Source organism: Pedobacter sp. WC2501 (genome assembly GCF_052682415.1).
The window spans coordinates 1,229,854-1,248,514 of record NZ_JBQZFI010000001.1; the positions used below are offsets into that span (position 1 = coordinate 1,229,854).

General features: G+C 39.0%; 12 protein-coding genes and 2 tRNA genes. 8 read left to right on the forward strand and 6 right to left on the reverse strand.

The window, feature by feature from the left end:
- The first annotated feature begins 87 nt into the window (after positions 1-87).
- The 4 genes from ACUN24_RS05295 to ACUN24_RS05310 all read left to right on the forward strand — a co-directional run bounded on the left by ACUN24_RS05295 (position 88) and on the right by ACUN24_RS05310 (position 8,484).
- Positions 88-1,779, forward strand: a complete 1,692-nt coding sequence (locus ACUN24_RS05295) for a S41 family peptidase (RefSeq protein WP_445561561.1) — start codon at positions 88-90, stop codon at positions 1,777-1,779.
- 27 nt (positions 1,780-1,806) lie between these two features.
- Complete coding sequence (locus tag ACUN24_RS05300; protein ID WP_445561562.1) at positions 1,807-3,132, forward strand: alpha-L-fucosidase; 1,326 nt, start codon at positions 1,807-1,809, stop codon at positions 3,130-3,132.
- Between the two features lie 297 nt (positions 3,133-3,429).
- The gene (locus ACUN24_RS05305; protein ID WP_445561563.1) at positions 3,430-5,688 is read left to right on the forward strand and encodes a GH92 family glycosyl hydrolase; all 2,259 of its coding nucleotides are present in this window, start codon (positions 3,430-3,432) and stop codon (positions 5,686-5,688) included.
- A gap of 186 nt (positions 5,689-5,874) precedes the next feature.
- A complete protein-coding gene (locus ACUN24_RS05310; protein ID WP_445561564.1) occupies positions 5,875-8,484 on the forward strand; it encodes a glycoside hydrolase family 2 protein in 2,610 nt (869 codons plus the stop codon).
- 562 nt (positions 8,485-9,046) lie between these two features.
- On the opposite strand, the gene ACUN24_RS05315 is transcribed toward ACUN24_RS05310, so the two are convergent.
- The 4 genes from ACUN24_RS05315 to ACUN24_RS05330 form a co-directional block, all read right to left on the reverse strand.
- A complete protein-coding gene (locus ACUN24_RS05315) occupies positions 9,047-9,373 on the reverse strand; it encodes a 2Fe-2S iron-sulfur cluster-binding protein (protein WP_025141835.1) in 327 nt (108 codons plus the stop codon).
- Positions 9,374-9,415: 42 nt separating this feature from the next.
- Positions 9,416-10,426 carry an NAD(P)/FAD-dependent oxidoreductase gene (locus ACUN24_RS05320; RefSeq protein ID WP_029274634.1) on the reverse strand — a complete coding sequence of 337 codons (1,011 nt, stop codon included), beginning with the start codon at positions 10,424-10,426 and terminating at the stop codon, positions 9,416-9,418.
- A 159-nt stretch (positions 10,427-10,585) separates the two neighbouring features.
- Complete coding sequence (locus tag ACUN24_RS05325) at positions 10,586-11,116, reverse strand: hypothetical protein (RefSeq protein ID WP_445561565.1); 531 nt, start codon at positions 11,114-11,116, stop codon at positions 10,586-10,588.
- Between the two features lie 11 nt (positions 11,117-11,127).
- The gene (locus ACUN24_RS05330) at positions 11,128-13,254 is read right to left on the reverse strand and encodes a prolyl oligopeptidase family serine peptidase (RefSeq protein ID WP_445561566.1); all 2,127 of its coding nucleotides are present in this window, start codon (positions 13,252-13,254) and stop codon (positions 11,128-11,130) included.
- Positions 13,255-13,802: 548 nt separating this feature from the next.
- On the opposite strand from ACUN24_RS05330, the gene ACUN24_RS05335 reads away from it, so the two are divergent.
- The 4 genes from ACUN24_RS05335 (at position 13,803) to ACUN24_RS05350 (ending at position 16,440) form a co-directional block, all read left to right on the forward strand.
- Complete coding sequence (locus ACUN24_RS05335; RefSeq protein WP_445561567.1) at positions 13,803-14,552, forward strand: UDP-2,3-diacylglucosamine diphosphatase; 750 nt, start codon at positions 13,803-13,805, stop codon at positions 14,550-14,552.
- A 366-nt stretch (positions 14,553-14,918) separates the two neighbouring features.
- Positions 14,919-15,992 carry a peptide chain release factor 1 gene (gene prfA / locus ACUN24_RS05340; protein WP_055904375.1) on the forward strand — a complete coding sequence of 358 codons (1,074 nt, stop codon included), beginning with the start codon at positions 14,919-14,921 and terminating at the stop codon, positions 15,990-15,992.
- Between the two features lie 105 nt (positions 15,993-16,097).
- Positions 16,098-16,171, forward strand: a tRNA-Asp gene (locus ACUN24_RS05345).
- 195 nt (positions 16,172-16,366) lie between these two features.
- Positions 16,367-16,440: transfer RNA gene (locus tag ACUN24_RS05350), tRNA-Asp, on the forward strand.
- A 370-nt stretch (positions 16,441-16,810) separates the two neighbouring features.
- On the opposite strand, the gene ACUN24_RS05355 is transcribed toward ACUN24_RS05350, so the two are convergent.
- Both ACUN24_RS05355 and ACUN24_RS05360 read right to left on the reverse strand, forming a co-directional pair.
- Positions 16,811-17,335: a hypothetical protein gene (locus ACUN24_RS05355; protein WP_445561568.1), complete on the reverse strand. Its 525-nt coding sequence runs from the start codon at positions 17,333-17,335 to the stop codon at positions 16,811-16,813.
- A 128-nt stretch (positions 17,336-17,463) separates the two neighbouring features.
- Positions 17,464-18,222, reverse strand: coding sequence for a glycoside hydrolase family 11 protein (locus ACUN24_RS05360; protein ID WP_445561569.1), 759 nt, complete (start codon positions 18,220-18,222; stop codon positions 17,464-17,466).
- Between the last annotated feature and the right edge of the window lie 439 nt (positions 18,223-18,661).

The following is an 18,661-nucleotide window of genomic DNA, read 5'->3' on the forward strand; positions in this document are numbered from 1 at the left end:
TTTACGTTTGTACAGAATTACTAAATAATCTTTCAAATAGGTAATAATCTATTGTTCTGCACTATTAGAATTAAAATAAACAGGGGAATGAAGAAACTAAAATATGGTCTTTTAGCAGCAGGTTTTGGGGTGGCTGCTTTATCTTTTTCATTTAAAGAAGATTTATTTCTGGTTTCTAAAAACCTGGATATTTTTGCCTCACTCTATAAAGAAATCAATATCAACTATGTAGATGATACCAATGCCCCTCAGTTGATGAAAACAGGTATTGATGCCATGTTAGATAGTTTGGATCCCTATACCGAGTATGTTCCCGAATCGGAAATTGAAGATTACAAATTAAAATATGTAAGCACGCAGTACGGAGGTATTGGCGCCAGTACTGTTTTTATCGATGGAAAACTGTTTATTAACGATGTTAGTGAAGGTTATCCGGCAAATAAAAGTGAGATTAAGGCGGGAGATCAGGTGGTAAGTATCAACGGAATTGCGGTAAAGGGCAAAGACCGCCAGGAAATTAGTCAGCTGTTGCGTGGCCCTAAAGGAACACCAGTTGATTTGTTAGTGGTTAGAGATGGAAAAGAAATTACTAAAAAACTTGTCCGTGATGAAATAAAACAGCCTAACGTTTCTTATGCTGGAATGGTTGGCGATGGAATCGGTTATATCAAACTTGATAAATTCCTGGAAAATTCTGGTCAGGAAGTTAAAGATGCCCTGCTGGCCATTCAGAAAGAAAACCCCAAAGGTGTAGTTTTAGATTTGAGAAACAACGGTGGTGGTATTTTGCAGGAAGCGGTGAAAATTGTGAACCTCTTTGTAAATAAAGATCAGCTTATTGTTACCCAAAAAGGCAAAAATATAGAGAAAACCATTGCCTATAGGACACTTTTAGCGCCAGTTTCTACCTCGGTTCCGTTGGTGGTGCTTGTAAATGGAAATTCGGCTTCAGCCTCCGAAATTGTTGCTGGTTCGCTGCAGGATTTAGATCGTGCCATTGTAATTGGGCAGCGCAGCTATGGTAAAGGTTTGGTGCAGCAAACTTTCAATCTGCCTTATAATAGCCTGGTTAAAGTAACTGTTGCAAAGTATTATACACCATCAGGCAGGTGTATTCAAAAATTAGATTATGCACATAAAAATGCAGATGGTATTGCCGAGCGTTTTGCCGATTCTACCATGATCATGTATCAAACCAAAGCAGGAAGAAACGTGTACAGTGGTAATGGTGTTTATCCAGATATTGTGGTTGATGCAGCCAAATTAAGCCCGATTACCATTTCAATGCTTAATAAAAACCTTTTCTTTAACTTTGCAAATCAATACAGGAAAGAAAAACCAAGTTTAGCTTCAGCCAAAACTTTCCAGTTATCTGATGCAGATTATGCTGCATTTTCTGGTAGCCTTGCCGATAAGGATTTGGCTTATCAGAGCCGTACTGAAAGATTGCTTTCTGATTTACGTGTTGAAGCCGAAAAGGAAAATAAATCTGCAGAAGTAAAAACCGATCTCGAAAACCTAAAATATAAACTCACCTCTTCTAAAAAAACCGATCTGGTTAGTCATAAAGCAGAAATTAAAAGAGTTTTAGAAACACAGATTGTGAGTCGTTATTTTTACGAAAAAGGAAGAATTGAGCAGAGTTTTCAGTACGATAAAGAACTGGCAGCAGCGAAAAATCTTTTTACCAACCAATCGCAGATGCTGGCCATCTTAAAAGGAGACGGAAATTACAAGGTAATTGGAAAACCAACCAAAGCCACCGCATCAATAGACTAAACCTAAACTACCTATACTGCTTTCCTGATGAAAAAATTAACCCTAATAGGCCTTGTGCTATTAATCGCATTACAGTTAAAAGCACAGGATTATACACCTGCGGCCTCTAACTTAAAACAAAGAGCATGGTTTAACGATGCCCGGTTTGGCTTATTTATCCACTGGGGGCCTTTTAGCATACCCGGAAGTGGTGAGTGGGTAATGAACGAACGAAAGTTGACTGTTCACAATTACACCAACCTTAAAGATTTTTTTAACCCGGTTGAGTTTAATGCAGAACAATGGGTAAGTATGGCAAAGAATGCCGGAATGACGTATATTACACTGATCACCAGGCATCATGATGGCTTTAGTATGTGGGATACCAAATATTCTGATTTCAACATCATGAATACGCCCTATAAAAAAGATATCGTAAAAATGATGGCCGATGAGTGCCACAAGCAAGGCATAAAACTATACCTGTATTATTCACTTTTAGATTGGCGTAGGGAAGATTATCCGCATGAGACCGGACGGACAGGGCAGAACTCAGGCAGGACTGGCAAAGGCGATTATGCCAGTTATTTGCAGTTTATGAAAAATCAATTGACCGAGCTGTTGACCAATTATGGTGAAATAGGCGGAATCTGGTTTGATGGGCATTGGGATCAAACAGAACCGGAAGGATCAAAAGACAGGATCTCGCGTATCGACTGGAAATACAACGAAATTTATGGCTTAATCCACAAACTTCAGCCACAGTGTATGATTGGGAATAACCACCACCTCACACCCTTTGCGGGAGAAGATTTCCAGATGTTTGAGCGCGATCTTCCCGGCGAGAATAAGTCAGGTCTAAGTTTTCAAAAGGCATCAGATAAATTACCGCTTGAGACCTGTGAAACCATTTCAAACTCCTGGGGATATAATTTGAGCGATACCTATTACAAATCAAATAAAGAACTGGTTCATATGTTGGTTAAAGCAGCAAGTTTGGGTTCCAATCTTTTACTGAACATTGGTCCGATGCCGAGTGGTAAAATCCAACCGGAATTTCAAGATCGATTAGCCGGTGTAGGCGACTGGCTTAAAATTTATGGTGAAAGTATTTATGGTACTAAAGCAGGGTTTATTAAACCACAGGCCTGGGGAAGTATTACGCAAAGCGACAACAAAGTTTATATCCACCTGGTTGATGGAAAAACGACAATGCTTGATTTAGACAACGTTCCGGTAAAGAAAATCAAAAAAGCCTATTTGCTAAAAGATAAAAGTCCCGTAAACTATACTTTTAAAAAATCGAAATTAACCATTACCACGGTTCCAAATGCCTCAGAGCCCGATCAGGTAATTGTTTTGGAGATTGGGTAACAGGGCGTTTATATATGCTGTCATCCTGAACGAAGTGAAGGATCTTTCAAATTTAACGAACGGTCGTCATCCTGATCTGATTGCTATCGGATTTATTTCAGGATATAAAGATGCTGACCAAGACTTAGCGCAATACAATTTGAAAATACAATTAGCACACGCGTACTATATGTCTGAAAACGATGTATTCCTATCTTTTACTTAATTTTAGCACAATTATTTCCCCTTTTTATGGGAAATAACGTAAAACGTTTTACTTTTAGATTTTTAATCTATAGTAGGAAATTATAAATACACATGCAGTTCAGGAAAACCTCATCTATTCTACTTCTAACAGCCTCTCTCTTTACCAATAGTATCTTTGCACAACAAAAAACAAAATTAACCCAATATGTTGACCCAATAATTGGATCGGCAAAACACGGTCACGTTTTCGTTGGTGCCAATGTTCCTTTTGGTGCAGTACAACTTGGACCGAATAATATTTTTGAAGGCTGGGATTGGTGCAGTGGCTACAATTATAGCAGTAATACCATTACTGGTTTCGCGCATACGCATTTAAGCGGGACGGGTATTGGCGATTTAGGTGATATTTCGATTATGCCTTCAACGGGTAAACTGCTTTTAGAAAAGGGTAAAACAGCCGATGATCAGCAAGGTTATCTTTCTAAATTTTCTCATCAAAATGAAGTGGCTAAAGCCGGTTACTACAGTGTATTGCTTGATAAATACCAGATTAAAGCAGAATTAACTGCGACAGAAAGGGTGGGTTTTCATCAATATACTTTTAAAAAAGGTGCTGAAAATCCCCATATCATTATCGATTTAATTGAAGGCATCGGGTGGGATGCACCTGTATCTGCTTCGCTTAAGCAACTTGATGCTACAACCCTGGTAGGGCATCGTAATTCGAAGGGCTGGGCTAACGATCAACGTTTGTATTTTGTAATCAAACTTTCGCAACCGATTAAAAGTTTTGCGCTTTATGATAGCACAGTAGTTAAAAGTGGTAAAACGTTATCTGGTAAAAAACTTAAGGCAGCAGTTAGCTTTAATGCCATTAATAATGATAAACTGCAGATTAAAGTTGCTTTATCTCCTGTAAGTATCGAAAATGCCATTTTAAACCTGAAAACAGAATTGCCAGGCTGGGATTTTGCTTCAACCGTTAAAAGCGCCGATGCAAAATGGGAGAAAGAACTATCTAAAGTTAAAATAGAAGCATCTAACACCACTAAAAAGGTATTTTACACGGCATTATACCATACTATGGTGGCACCATCACTATTTAACGATGTAAATAAAGATTACCTCGGTACAGATAAAAAGGTATACAAAAAAGCCGCTTTTAACAATTTAACAACTTTTTCCCTTTGGGATACCTATCGTGCAGCAAATCCGCTTTTCACTATCCTTCACCAGGATAAAGTAAACGATGTGGTAAATACGATGTTGGCCATCTATAAACAGCAGGGAAAACTTCCTGTTTGGCATTTAATGGGTAGCGAAACCAATACCATGGTGGGTTACCATGCCGTGCCGGTTATTGTTGATGCCTATTTAAAAGGATACCGGGGCTTTGATGTAAAGCTGGCCTACGAAGCGATAAAACAATCGGCCATGCAAAAAACAGATGGCATAGAATATATTCAGGAGCTTAAACACATTCCAGCCGATAAAATAAACGAATCAGTAGGTAAGGCTTTAGAATATGCTATTGACGACTATTGCATTGCACAAATGGCTAAGGCATTGAACAAAACAGCAGATTACACTTATTTTAGTAAAAGATCGAAACTGTACAGTTTATATTTCGATCCAAGCGTTCAGTTTATGCGGGGTAAACTGGCCAACGGAAACTGGAGAAGCCCTTTCGATCCTTTTTCATCCAAACACCGTGAAGATGACTATGTAGAAGGAAATGCCTGGCAATATACCTGGTTGGTACCACAAGATGTAGAAGGTTTGATCAGCCTTTTTGGAGGAGATAAAGCCTTTACGAATAAACTTGATTCGCTATTTACTTTACCTTTAGATTTGGGAACCAACGGTTCGCCGGATATTAGTGGATTGATTGGTAATTATGCACAGGGAAATGAACCAAACCACCACATTACTTATTTATATACTTATGCAGGCCAGCCATGGAAAACTGCGGATCTGATTCGTAAAATCGACAAAGATTTTTATTCCGCAAAGCCTGATGGTTTGTGTGGCAATGAAGACGTGGGGCAAATGAGCGCCTGGTATATTTTTACGGCAATGGGTTTTTATCCGGTAAATCCGGCAAACGGAGCTTATGTTTTCGGAACACCTTTGGTTAATGATGCGGTTATTTCGCTACCTGGGAATAAGAAGTTTAATATAAAAGTTGTAGATAATAGTGCAGAGAACAAATACATTCAGAAAATTGTGCTGAATGGCAAGGCTTATACTAAGTCATATATCTTGCACAAAGCGATAACAGCTGGTGGAACTATGCAAATTTACATGGGCAATAAACCATCGGCAAGCTGGGGCGTAAAACCTGAAGACTGGCCGATATCCGGAAAATAATTCCAGATAAAGAGTGAGGTTATATTCTAAGTCTGCTTTACCCGGAATTGTCACGTTGAGCCTGTCGAAACGCCCTGTAAGGCGTTGTGGAAAGTTCTTCGACAGGCTCAGGATGACAGTTAATATTTATAATACATCCTCATTAAATTAACCATAAACAAGTATCAACTAAAATATCTTAAATAAATGAAGAAAATATTTCTACTTCTTTTGTGCTGTTCAGCCTTCATTGTAAATGCACAGCAGCGATACGAGCTAAACTCGGGCTGGGTTTGTACAAATATCAAAGATGTGCAAACTGCTAATGGTTCAGAAATTTCTAAACCCGGTTTTTCGCTTAATAGCTGGATACCTGCAACAGTTCCTGGAACGGTTTTAACCACTTTACTGAACAATAAAAAAGTTCCCGATCCATTTTATGGGATGAATAACGAAAAGATTCCTGATGTATATAAAACCGGTAATGATTACTATACCTATTGGTTTGTAAAAGATTTTGAAGAACGTGCTACAGGTAACGAACAGGTTTGGCTACAGTTTAGGGGAATAAATTATAAAGCCGAAATTTATTTAAATGGGAAAAAAGTTAATCCGAAAACCCAGGTAGGGATGCACCTTAGGGCACAGTATAACATCACTAAACTGTTATCTGCCAATGGAAAAAACAGATTGGCTGTAATTGTTTATCCGCCAGATTTTCCAGGTAATCCTAACGGTGGTCAGGGTGGCGATGGAACGATTGCTAAAGGTTTAACCAATCAATATACAGCTGGCTGGGACTGGATTCAGCCTACCCGCGACCGTAATACCGGAATTTGGGATAAAGTGACCATTGAGAAGACAAAAAGCATCAATATCCAGAACCCGCAGGTAATTACCCTGGTGCCGGGTAAACGTTTACCAGAAGGCAAACAGAATCCGGCAACCGTTAAAGTTTCAGTTGAAGTAGAAAACCCAACAGGCCAGGCGGTTTCGGGTACTTTGCAGTATCAGATTGCCGGAAAGTTGATCAAACAATCTGCTACCATTGCAGCCAATAAAACCACCACTGTTAAACTTCCTGATTTACAGCTCGAAAACCCTAAATTGTGGTGGCCAAGCGGATATGGAGCACAAAACCTATATGATGTAAAAATCGAATTTGTAGCGGCCAACCAGGTATTAGATCAGGAGCAACTTAAAGTCGGTGTACGCCAAATTGATAACATCTGGAACGAGCATACTAAAAGTATGGGCGCCTATGTAAATGGACAGAAGATTTTCATAAAGGGTGGTAACTGGATTATATCTGATGCGATGCTCCGCTTTAGCGATGCCCGTTACGATGCAGAAATACGTTACCACAAGGATATGAACCTCAATCTCATCAGGATTTGGGGAGGAGCAATTTTGGAACGCCCTGAGTTTTATAACGCCTGCGATAAATATGGTTTGCTGGTTTTTCAGGATTTCTGGTTCAGTGGCGATTGCAATGGCCGTTGGGTAGATCCAATGAAAAAGGAAGACCAATGGACACGCAGAAATTATCCTGATGACCATAACCTTACCTTAACAGCCATTGAAGATCAGATTAAGATGATCAGAAACCATGCATCACTTGCTTTCTGGTGCGGTGGAAACGAAATTACCCCGCCCGAAGATATTCTGGAGCCTTTAAAGAATGATATTCTGCCCCGCCTGGATGGTACAAGAAAACTTTTCGATTTTTCTAATAGTGATGAAATGTCGTTCAATTCGATTGGTGGAAACGGTGATGGTCCGTATGGGATACAGGACATTAAAACTTTTTGGGGTACAAAGACTTTTCCTTATAACTCGGAAGTTGGATCGGTAGGAGTCGGCGATTACGCTTCACTACTCCGTTTTATTCCGAAAGAAAATCTAATTGCGCCACAGTACAAAGCTAAGCCCGATTCGGTATGGGATTACCATAAATATATCTCATACGAGCAATACCTGAATCCTTATGGCAAACCAAAAAGTGCGGAAGATTTTGCAATGAAAGCTCAACTGGCCAATTACGACCAGTACAGGGCATTAATGGAAGGTTTTTCTAACAAAATGTGGGATTGGTACACAGGTTCCATTATCTGGAAAACCCAAAACCCATGGACAGCAATGCGCGGACAGATGTACGATTATTATCTTGATCCCAATGCTTGTCTATACGGCTTGAGGAAAGGTAGCGAACCCTTACATGTGATGATGAATCCTCTGGATAGTATGGTTACTATTGTAAACAACGGATTTACGACCAAAAACAACCTGATGGTACAGGCTAAAGCTTATGATATGGATGGGAAAGATTATTTCTACTCTCAGGCCTTCAACTCGGTTGGTCCATCTTCAGTTAGAAGACTTTTTCCTATGAACGAGTTTTTAACCAAGCTGGATAAAAAGGAAGGTGTTTTTATTTCGTTAAGGATTTTAGATCAGAAGCAAAATATTTTAAGTGAAAACCTTTATTGGCTTGCCGGAAAAGACGGCGAATATTCTGGTTTGAAAAACATCAAAAAGACGCCATTAAAAGTTGCAGCTGTTGATCAGAAAAACGGAAAAGTGGCTGTAACCTTAAGTAACGCAGCTGGAAATCCTGTTGCGTTTTTTAATCGTGTTGCTTTAATCAATGCGAATAGCAATGAGCGGATATTGCCAAGCTTTTATGATGATAACTATGTAAGCATCTTGCCGGGCGAAAGTAAAACGGTAACGGTAGAATATACAGGAAAACAAAGTAATCTGGCTGTAGAAGTGTATGGCTGGAATGTAGAAAAGCAGAAAGTAACTATTCAATAAGTTGCCATTTAGACCTCGCAGGTTTTTAAAACCTGCGAGGTCTGTAACAAAAGAAAGATACTCCGTTAGGTAGGATTTGTAATCCCGTCTTTAGAAATAAGGATTTTCAAACCTTTATATAATAAATTATGCTGACACGAAGGTTTTGGAAATGTAAGGTTCTGCTTCAATGGCGGGCTTAGTCCTGCTATCGCTGCAAGTCCTCACTTCGTACCTCGCTCCGGGCTTTACGCTTTATCAGGTTTAGCAACATGGGTCGTTGCATCTAAAACAGCAATAAATCCGCGTTAGAGATTGTAAGGGTTCAGTACCGGTTCTTCATCGGTACCGGAGCGCAGCGCAGCCCTGAAAAGCCCGACCCTTGCGTAGCTTGGGTAACGCCCAAATCAGTTAGCAGTTTTCGGTTGGCCGTTTGCAATTCTTTAAATTTTAATGTTCTTAGTGGATTAAAAATCCACAATACAGAGAATCGAGATTGCAAATCTCGACTAACGAAAAGATCTAAAACAAAAAAGGCGACACTTTACGTATCGCCTTGTTTGTTTTAATATGTTTTACACTCTTAGCTTACGCCGTGTAATTTCACTTTTAATCCGTCCATATTATTATTTAACTGCAATTGGCAGGCTAAACGCGAGTTTGGTAACAGGTCAGGCAGAGTATCTAACATGGCATACTCATCGTCTGTCATTTCGTTAAGTTTTTCTTCACCTTCCAACACATCAACACAGCAGGTAGCACATAAAGCCATTCCGCCACAAGTAGCAAGAATATCGTACTCTGATGCCTTTAAAAATTCCATCAGGCTTAAACCCATGTCAGTTGGCGCAACGTGTTCGGTAACCGAGCCATCCGGCTCTTGCATGTATATATTAATATTGTTTTCCATTTTTCAGCTTACTTATATTGATTCACAAATATAGTAGAAAGCTTAAAATTCTGAAACTCCGTTTACCGTTGTATATTTCATGGTATATTTCACACCGGGGTTCATGTAAGAATAAGCGCTATGGCTCATTAATGCAGCCTCGTGGAAACCACAAAGAATCAATTTTAATTTATTGGTGTAGGTGTTGATGTCGCCAATAGCGTAAATTCCAGGAATGTTTGTCGAATAATCATCAACGTTAACCTCAATTGCACTTTTGTTAATATTTAAATTCCAGTCTTCGATCGGGCCTAATTTAGGACTCAAACCAAACAAAGGAATTAAATGATCAGCCTCTACCACTGTTTTTTCCATGGTACGGTTCTGCACAATTTCAACTTGCTCTAGTTTGTCAGTTCCCTGTACCGCTTGTAGATTGCTGTTTAAAATCAGATTGATTTTTCCACTTTCTGCCAATGCCATTACTTTAGCAACCGAATCTGGAGCACCACGGAAACTTTCGCTTCTGTGCACCAAAGTGAGTTCAGAACAAACTTCTGCCAGGTAAATGGTCCAGTCTAATGCAGAGTCACCACCACCGGCAATTACCATTTTCTGGTCGCGGTACTTCTCCGGATCAAGGATCATATAGTTTACACCCTTACCGTTCTCAAAGTTCTCTAAATTTTCTACAGCAGGTTTACGTGGCTCAAAGCAGCCTAAACCACCGGCAATTACCACAACTTTAGCTTCGATAACAGTACCCATATTGGTGGTTAAAACGAAATCTGCTTCGCCACGCTTTTCTAAACCTTCAATACGCTCGCCTAAAGTAAACGTTGGATGGAAAGGTTTCGCCTGCTCCATTAAGTTATCGATAAGTTCCTGAGCCAACACAGAAGGATAACCAGGGATATCGTATATCGGTTTTTTAGGGTAAATTTCAGACAGCTGACCACCAACCTGAGGAAGGTAATCAATTAAATGACAACGCATTTTTAATAAACCGGCTTCAAAAATGGCAAATAAACCAACCGGACCAGCGCCTATTACGGCTATATCAGTAGTGATCATTAAAGAAAAATTTGACGCAAAGTTACAAAATAAAGTCTTATCAATTCTGCTATTTAGAAATATTCTAGATAATTTTGCAATCGTATTATATTCAGTATTTTATATGCTTTGGGCTAAACTGAATGCAAAAGTTAAAGGTATTTAGCTTTTTAAAGCAAATTATAATTGGTCTATGGGTTTACTAGGAAATTGTTTTCTTTCTTTATCCGAATCATAAAAAGCTAATATTTTAGCTTTGCCAATAACCCGTTCTCCTTCATGGATATGCCATACCTGACCAAGATTTAAATAGGGGTGGAGTAAAGGGAAATCAAGAAACCTAACTTTCACATTCTTTTTCTCCCCAGGTTCTATCGTAGGCCACTCGCTAAAATTAATATCCCCAATAAAGGTTTGTAACATTTGGTTTTGTTTATATTCGAATACATGATTGGGTCTGAAGCCTGATATAATACCCGATTTTCTTCCTCCATCATTTGTTGGCTTCAATTTCAGTTCTGCCTGCACTAAAATTAATGAATTTGAATTTTCATACTCTATTTCGTTGAAACTTACTAATGTGTATTTATTGTATGCCATTAAATCAAAAACTTTTGATTCGCCTGTTGCCAACCATTTTTTATAAATAAGTACTCCATTTTGATATAGATACAGCTCATTATTTTTGATCTCTTTATGAATCTTCATCATAGTTTACAGCTTTACCAACTCATTCCTAAATTCTGGAATACAAAGCTACATACATCAGCCGCTTCTTCAATTAATTTTGTGGTTGGCTTGCCTGCTCCATGACCCGCTTTAGTTTCTATTCGGATTAAAACCGGATTTGCACCTTTGTATTTCTCCTGTAAGGTTGCCGCAAATTTAAATGAATGTGCCGGTACCACGCGGTCATCGTGATCTGCTGTAGTTATCAATGTGGCCGGATAATTCACCCCGCTTTTTATGTTATGGAGCGGTGAATATTTAATCAGGTAATCAAAATCTTCCTTTTTATCGCTTGTTCCGTATTCAACAGCCCAACCCCATCCAACGGTGAACTTATGGTAGCGAAGCATATCTAATACGCCAACAGCAGGTAAAGCCACCTTAAATAAATCGGGTCTTTGCGTCATGCAGGCACCGACTAAAAGTCCTCCGTTTGAGCCACCCGAAATGGCAATTTTAGATGGGTTGGTATATTTTTCCTTAACCAGGTATTCGGCTGCGGCAATAAAATCGTCGAAAACGTTTTGTTTTTTGGCTAACATGCCACCTTTGTGCCAGGCTTCGCCATATTCGCTCCCACCCCGTAAACTGGGTTGAACGTAAATGCCACCACGCTCTAAAAATAACATCCGCGAGAGACTAAACCCCGGGGTTAAACTAATCTGGAAGCCGCCGTATGCATAAAGATAAACCGGATTGTTGCCATCCAGTTTAATGCCTTTTTTGTGTACAATAAACATGGGTACTTTTGTGCCATCTTTTGATGGATAAAATACTTGTTTGGTTTCAAAATCGTCTGTATTGAACTTTAATTCTGATTTTTTATATAAAATCGATTCAGCTTTGCCCACATCGTAACGGTAAATAGTGCCGGGAGTGGTGAAATTGGAAAAGGTGTAAAAAAATTCTTTATCTTCTTTATAGCCACCAAAGCCTCCAACGGTTCCAATTGCTGGCAGTTTTACTTCGCCGATTTTCTTTCCTGTTAAATCAAACTGAATAATATTGGTGCTCGCATCTTTTAAGTAAGAAGCCCAAAGAAATCCTCCGCCAGTACCAATACCCTCTAAAGCCAATTTCGATTCAGGGATAATTTTCTCCCAGTTTTTAGGATCTGCATTTTTTGGATCAATTAAAACTACTTGTTTGTTCTCTGCGCCAAGGTCGGTGTTTACCAGTAGTTTTTCACCAATATTATCAACAACACTGTGGTTGTTTTCGAAGCCCTTAACCAGTAGGGTAATTTTGCTGTCAGGCGCTTTTAAGTCCTGGTAGTATAATGCATTGCCTGAAGTGCCGGCACTGGCATAAACCACCAGAAAACGTTCATCTTCGGTAACATTGGCACCGAAATATAGATTTGGATTGGTTTTATCTTCAAAAATTAACTGATCATTTTGTTGCTGATCGCCCAATTTATGGAAATACACTTTTTGGTATTTATTGGCTGCAGAAAGATCGGTTCCTTTAGCAGGTTCGTCAAATTTACTGTAGTAAAAACCATCGCCTTTCCAGGCTGCGCCAGAAAATTTTGTCCATTTTAGCTCATCGGCTAATTTGGTTTTGCTGGCTATTTCTATTATGTAAATATTGCTCCAGTCTGATCCAGCTTGCGCAACCGAATAGGCCAGGTATTTTTTATCGTGAGAGAAGCCCAAAAGCGAAACGGCTGCTGTTCCATCTTTTGTGAGTGTATTTGGATCAAGAAAAACTTCTTCTTTGCCATCTAATCCTTTTTTAATAAACCAGATACTTTGGTTTTGAAGACCATCATTTTTAGTGAAAAAATAGTATTCGCCAACTTTAAATGGCGCACTTTCTTTAGGATAGTTCCATAATTGGGTTAAGCGTTTTTTAATGTCAGCACGATAGGGAATCTGCTCGAGATAGTTTTGGGTAACCTTATTTTCGGCTATAACCCAGGCTTTTGTCTCTGCCGAAGTATCATTCTCCAGCCATCTGTAAGGGTCGGCAATAGTGGTGCCGAAATAATTATCTTTTGTGCTATCTTTTTTTGTTTCAGGATATTTCATCAATGTTATTTTTTCTGCAGGTTTTTTGCCCTGGTTACAGGCAAACAGACTTAATGCAAATAAGCTTAATAGAATTTGTTTTTTCATAGTGAAACAGATTTATTTACTAATATATGTTTTTACCTTCGGCTTGATTACACAGATTAAGGTATTTTAAGTTTTAGTTTTTGTACTGGTTTTTCAGCCTTATCTTCGGGTTTTTACCATTGAGAAATTAAGGGCATTAAGTTTTTTGCCACGGAAACACAGATTTACACGGAGTTTGGCTCGTTATTTTATTCTTTCGCCTTAGTCTTTCAGCTTTTTTCCTTCGGCTTGATTACACAGATTTAGGGTTGCACAGATTGAGGCATTTTAAGTTTTAGTCTTTATACTGGTTTTTCAGCCTTTACCTTTTGGTTTTTACCATTGAGAAATTAAGGGCATTAAGTTTTTTGCCACGGAAACACAGACTTACAAGGAGTTAAGCACATAACATTAGTCTTCTCCTTCGGGTGGTTACACCGATTTGTCAGGCGATTTGAGCTTTAACCTCTGGTCTTTAAGCTTTAGTCTTTGTACTTTGGTCTTTAAGCTTTGTGCTTTGGTCTTTCTTCTTTAGTCTTTAAGCTTTTTGCCTTACCTTTGAAAAATCCATGGCAAAAAATATTTATTTCGCTTCCGATTTTCATTTAGGTACGCCCAATTATGGCGAAAGCCGTGCCCGTGAAGTGCGCATTGTAAGTTGGTTGGATTTTATAGAACCAAATTGTGGCGAATTATTTTTGATGGGCGATATTTTCGACTTCTGGTTCGAGTATGCTAAAGTGATCCCCAAAGGATTTATTCGCCTGCAGGGTAAATTGGCCGCTATGGCCGATGCCGGGATAAAAATCTATTTTTTTAAAGGTAACCATGATATGTGGGTGCGCGATTATTTTACTAAAGAAATCGGCATGGAGATTATCAGCGATGAACTGATCATCGAAAGAGGAGGTAAGAAATTTTATCTACACCATGGCGATGGTTTAGGCCCCGGAGACAACAAATATAAATTCCTAAGGAAAATTTTTAGAAGCAAACTTTGTCAATGGTTGTTTGCCCGTTTGCATCCAAATCTGGGTATTGGCATCGCAAATGGATGGAGCCAGGGCAGTAGGGCTGCACAAACCGAAAAAGAAGTTTTTTTAGGCGAGGATAAAGAATGGCTGGCCATTTATGCCAAAGAACAGCTGCAGAAAGCACATTTCGATTACTTTATTTTCGGACATAGACACTTGCCGCTTGATATTGATTTAGGCAAGGGAAGCCGCTATGTGAATATTGGAGAGTGGCTTAATTATAACTCTTATGGGGTTTTTGATGGTGTGGATTTGAAATTGGAGTATTATAGTCCAGATGCGTAATTTTTGAGCCGTTTAACTATTTGGAATTGCACGTCGCCTAGATGCATGATCCACTGTTCTTAAACCCGATAAAACGAAAAGCCCGGAGCGTAGCGAGGACTTGAAGTGATCGCGGGGCTACTGGCCGCCATAGGTGAGGAACTGCCCATTTCCAAAACCTCTAAGTCAACTTTAGCATTTCCGACTAACGGGCAACATATTGATTTTTATTTTACCTCGCATTACGTCCAAGCGATTAACCAGTTCAAACCCTTAACCAATTAACCTCTAATCCTAAACAAACTAATTCAGCTTTTTTCCTTATTTTTGCATTTCCTGAATTTTTGGGCCTATGCTAACCTTCAGGAAATTTCAACAAGAATAAATATGTTAGATAAATTAGAAGCTATAAAGCTGCGTTGGGAAGATGTAGAAGAATCGTTGAGCAATCCGGATGTAATTCAGGATATGAAACGTTTTGCGGCTTTAAATAAAGAATATAAAGATTTGGGCAAGATTGTAGATGAATATAAAATCTACAAGAATGTGATGAGTAATATTGATGCGAATAAAGAAATTTTAGCTACCGAGAAAGATGCTGAAATGCGCGAAATGGCAAAAGAAGAGCTCGATCTTTTGTTAAAACAGCAGGAAGAGATGGAAAGCAATATCCGTTTGATGTTGATTCCTAAAGATCCTGAAGATGCTAAAAATGCAGTTTTTGAGATTCGCGGTGGTACCGGTGGCGATGAAGCAGCTTTATTTGCGGGCGATTTATACCGCATGTACACCCGTTATTTCGAAACTAAGGGTTGGAAAGTGGAGACTGTTGATGTAACAGAAGGTACGGCGGGCGGTTATAAAGAGGTAATTCTGAAAGTGAATGGTGATGATGTTTATGGTCAGTTGAAGTACGAAAGTGGTGTACATCGCGTGCAACGTGTGCCAGATACCGAAACACAGGGCCGTGTGCATACCTCGGCTGCATCTGTAGCAGTTTTGCCAGAAGCAGAAGAAATTGATCTGTATATTAACCCTGCCGATATTGAGCTGCAGACTTCGCGCTCGGGCGGTGCCGGTGGACAGAATGTAAACAAGGTAGAAACCAAAGTGCAGTTAACGCATAAACCATCAGGCATTGTAGTGGTATGTCAACAAGAACGTTCGCAATTGGGTAACCGAGTAATTGCGATGGAGATGTTGCGTAGTAAGCTTTACGATATCGAATTGCAGAAAAAGAATGGTGATATTGCTGCTAAACGTAAAACAATGGTGTCAACAGGAGATCGTTCGGCTAAGATCAGGACTTATAATTATCCTCAGGGTCGTGTTACCGAACACCGTATTGGATTAACGATGTATAACCTGCCAAGTATTATGGATGGAGATATCCAAGAGATTATTGATGCACTGCAATTTGCTGAGAATGCGGAAAAAATGCAGGAAGGTGCTGTAGGTTAGATAATTACGATTATTTTAAAATAAAGTTTGCAAATAAGAATTTTGTCTCTATATTTGCAACCTCGAAAGGGGAAAGAGGTTTAAACTTTTAAAAAGTAAACAAAAGGAGTGGTAGTTCAGCTGGTTAGAATGCCTGCCTGTCACGCAGGAGGTCGCGGGTTCGAGTCCCGTCCATTCCGCAACAAAAGCCTTAACTTGCAAAAGTTGAGGCTTTTTTGTTTAATAACTGTTTTGATTAAAATATGTAGAATGAGGTTCAGTGTGTTACGTATTTATTAATTAAAAAGTCGGTTACTATAGTGATAAACTGAATATAGTGTATATATTTGCATTCCCGAAAGGGAAAGAGGTTCGAACTTTAAAGAAGAACAAAAGGAGTGGTAGTTCAGCTGGTTAGAATGCCTGCCTGTCACGCAGGAGGTCGCGGGTTCGAGTCCCGTCCATTCCGCGAAAATAGTTTAAATTTAACTAAAGCCTGTAAATTAAATATTTACAGGCTTTTTCGTTTTCTGGAAACACCAAATTATTCATTTCGCAAAAAAAAGGTGAGCATCTCAAAAAGATGTCACCTTGAGTATTAATTTATTATATAAAATTAATTGTAGGAGAATTTTAAAGAGGTACATTGATTAGAAGTATCGTCCTTGCGATCGAAATAGAGAAATCTTTAAATTTGATCCTGTCAATTGTTTGTAGTGGAAGAGCATTCATTTGCGATTATCAATCTCAAGAAGCCTTCGACTACGCTCAGACTGACAACAGAGGTGCTTAACTTAATGAAATTGAGGCAATGTAAACTACAGATCGGTAGATAGTGCTTACCTATTTGCTGATTTTTTTTTCAGCAATTCTTCGTATGCAGGTTCCTGACCTTTTTCCGCACCATTAGCAATCTTTATCCCGGCTTTCTCAAACTCACTGATCAATCTTTTATCGAAATCTGCGATGTATGATGCAAATGATAAAGAATCTTTTTGTTCAGGAATTGTTTTAAATGGGATATGCGGTTCTTTAAACCTGTGCAAAATGGCTTTAGTACTATCGTTTCCTTCCAAAAGAACTGAGTCACCATAGTTTGTAATCTTGGCCACATAATCCTTGGTAAGGTATTTTAAGGAATCATTTTCTATTTTATAAGGAAGCTTGAACCGACCCACTTTCTGATTGTAGAAAACTACATTTTGCGAATCAATATCAAATTCGCTATATCCATTTGCTGTGGAAAACCGATGCCATTTTCCGATCAGTAATTTTTTATTTCCATCTATATTTTTAGGATTTGGCGAATGGCACGCAGCGAGGATAAAAATGAAACAAGCAAGGAAATAAAGTATCGATCTCATGGTAAGTAATTGTTAAATAATATTAAAAGCATTTTTAATCCAGGTAAGTGATCAGGATTACCTGCAGTACATACTGCCCAGCTTATTGCCGGGCAGTAATGTGGTTGTGAGCGTTTTAAAACAAATGTTTACTGTGCCCAAATGGTACAGTTGATATTGCCATTCGTATTAGTACCCCATGTTTCCGAAACCATAATTGCAGGAATATTTAACTGACCAAGGGTATATCCGTAACTTTGCCATTTGTTGTAGTGGTTAGCAAAAGTAATGACGTGATTTTGTCCGGTAGAAGTTTTTGTAACCCTGGAGCTATAAATCTGTCTGAAACCGTCACCACCGTCGATATTTTTACCTGTCATCCATCGGGTCCATACGTTATAAGCTGCACCATCGGAGTTAAATGTCCCCAGGAAAGTACCTGTATGAGGTGAAACCGAACCCCAGGTTTCATTCACATAATACTCATAATAAGGGCTTCTGCTCCATCCGTACCAGCCAAAAGTACCACCTCCGGAGTTTGAATAAGTACTCAGGTTATAGCCTATTTTATAGGTTGTTGACCCTACCGAATAACCTTTACCGCAAGTAAAATTACCATTAAATCCGTTCCAGTTAATGCTGTAATTTCCGGCTGCACCATTAGCGTAATTGACTGTGCCGGTTGCGCCGTCACTTTTCCAAAGCGACCAAAAGAAGCCGTTATTTGTACCCGATTGGTAGGTTTCTACCGTTGCGCCTGGTTTGGTAGAAGCATCGACTGGAGCGGGCGCCATTTTTTGGTCTTTTTTACAGCCTGTTAAACATGCAGCGCTTGCAAACACGATGGTTGCAGCCATAACAAAAGTAACCTTCCTGGTTACACTTGTCAGTGAGTTTTGTTTTTTCATACAATGTATATTGGTTAGGGAAGCAAAGTAAATGTATTTAGGCCTGAAGAATGACTAATAATCAACAAATTTATAATACAAATGTTCATACTACGATTGTCTTCTTTGTTTTATAGTGTCGTGGCTGTCTCGTCTTGCTGTTACTTGTCATTGATGCAAAGCAGATATGAGAGTAGACGATAAAAAAGTAAGGTCGCTTTTCAAAACAGTTGGTTATAGACCTGAGTTCGATTAATGTTTAAAAATTAATGTACTTTATTAGGCCGAATTAGCTAGCCGTTTCGTCATGCTGAATTTATTTCAGCATCTTTCCTATTAAACCGCCATGCTATAAAGACCCTGAAACAAGTTCAGGGTGACGACCGTTCATGTAAGGCGCCAAATAACCCAAATTAAAGCATATTATTAATCGAACTTAGGTTATAGGGAAGATCCGCAC

Excerpts from the sequence above, each read along its gene's own strand:
- ACUN24_RS05295 (WP_445561561.1), top strand. The coding sequence starts at position 88 with ATGAAGAAACTAAAATATGGTCTTTTAGCAGCAGGTTTTGGGGTGGCT.
- ACUN24_RS05300 (WP_445561562.1), top strand. The coding sequence starts at position 1,807 with ATGAAAAAATTAACCCTAATAGGCCTTGTGCTATTAATCGCATTACAG.
- ACUN24_RS05305 (WP_445561563.1), top strand. The coding sequence starts at position 3,430 with ATGCAGTTCAGGAAAACCTCATCTATTCTACTTCTAACAGCCTCTCTC.
- ACUN24_RS05310 (WP_445561564.1), top strand. The coding sequence starts at position 5,875 with ATGAAGAAAATATTTCTACTTCTTTTGTGCTGTTCAGCCTTCATTGTA.
- ACUN24_RS05315 (WP_025141835.1), bottom strand. The coding sequence starts at position 9,373 with ATGGAAAACAATATTAATATATACATGCAAGAGCCGGATGGCTCGGTT.
- ACUN24_RS05320 (WP_029274634.1), bottom strand. The coding sequence starts at position 10,426 with ATGATCACTACTGATATAGCCGTAATAGGCGCTGGTCCGGTTGGTTTA.
- ACUN24_RS05325 (WP_445561565.1), bottom strand. The coding sequence starts at position 11,116 with ATGATGAAGATTCATAAAGAGATCAAAAATAATGAGCTGTATCTATAT.
- ACUN24_RS05330 (WP_445561566.1), bottom strand. The coding sequence starts at position 13,254 with ATGAAAAAACAAATTCTATTAAGCTTATTTGCATTAAGTCTGTTTGCC.
- ACUN24_RS05335 (WP_445561567.1), top strand. The coding sequence starts at position 13,803 with ATGGCAAAAAATATTTATTTCGCTTCCGATTTTCATTTAGGTACGCCC.
- prfA (WP_055904375.1), top strand. The coding sequence starts at position 14,919 with ATGTTAGATAAATTAGAAGCTATAAAGCTGCGTTGGGAAGATGTAGAA.
- ACUN24_RS05355 (WP_445561568.1), bottom strand. The coding sequence starts at position 17,335 with ATGAGATCGATACTTTATTTCCTTGCTTGTTTCATTTTTATCCTCGCT.
- ACUN24_RS05360 (WP_445561569.1), bottom strand. The coding sequence starts at position 18,222 with ATGAAAAAACAAAACTCACTGACAAGTGTAACCAGGAAGGTTACTTTT.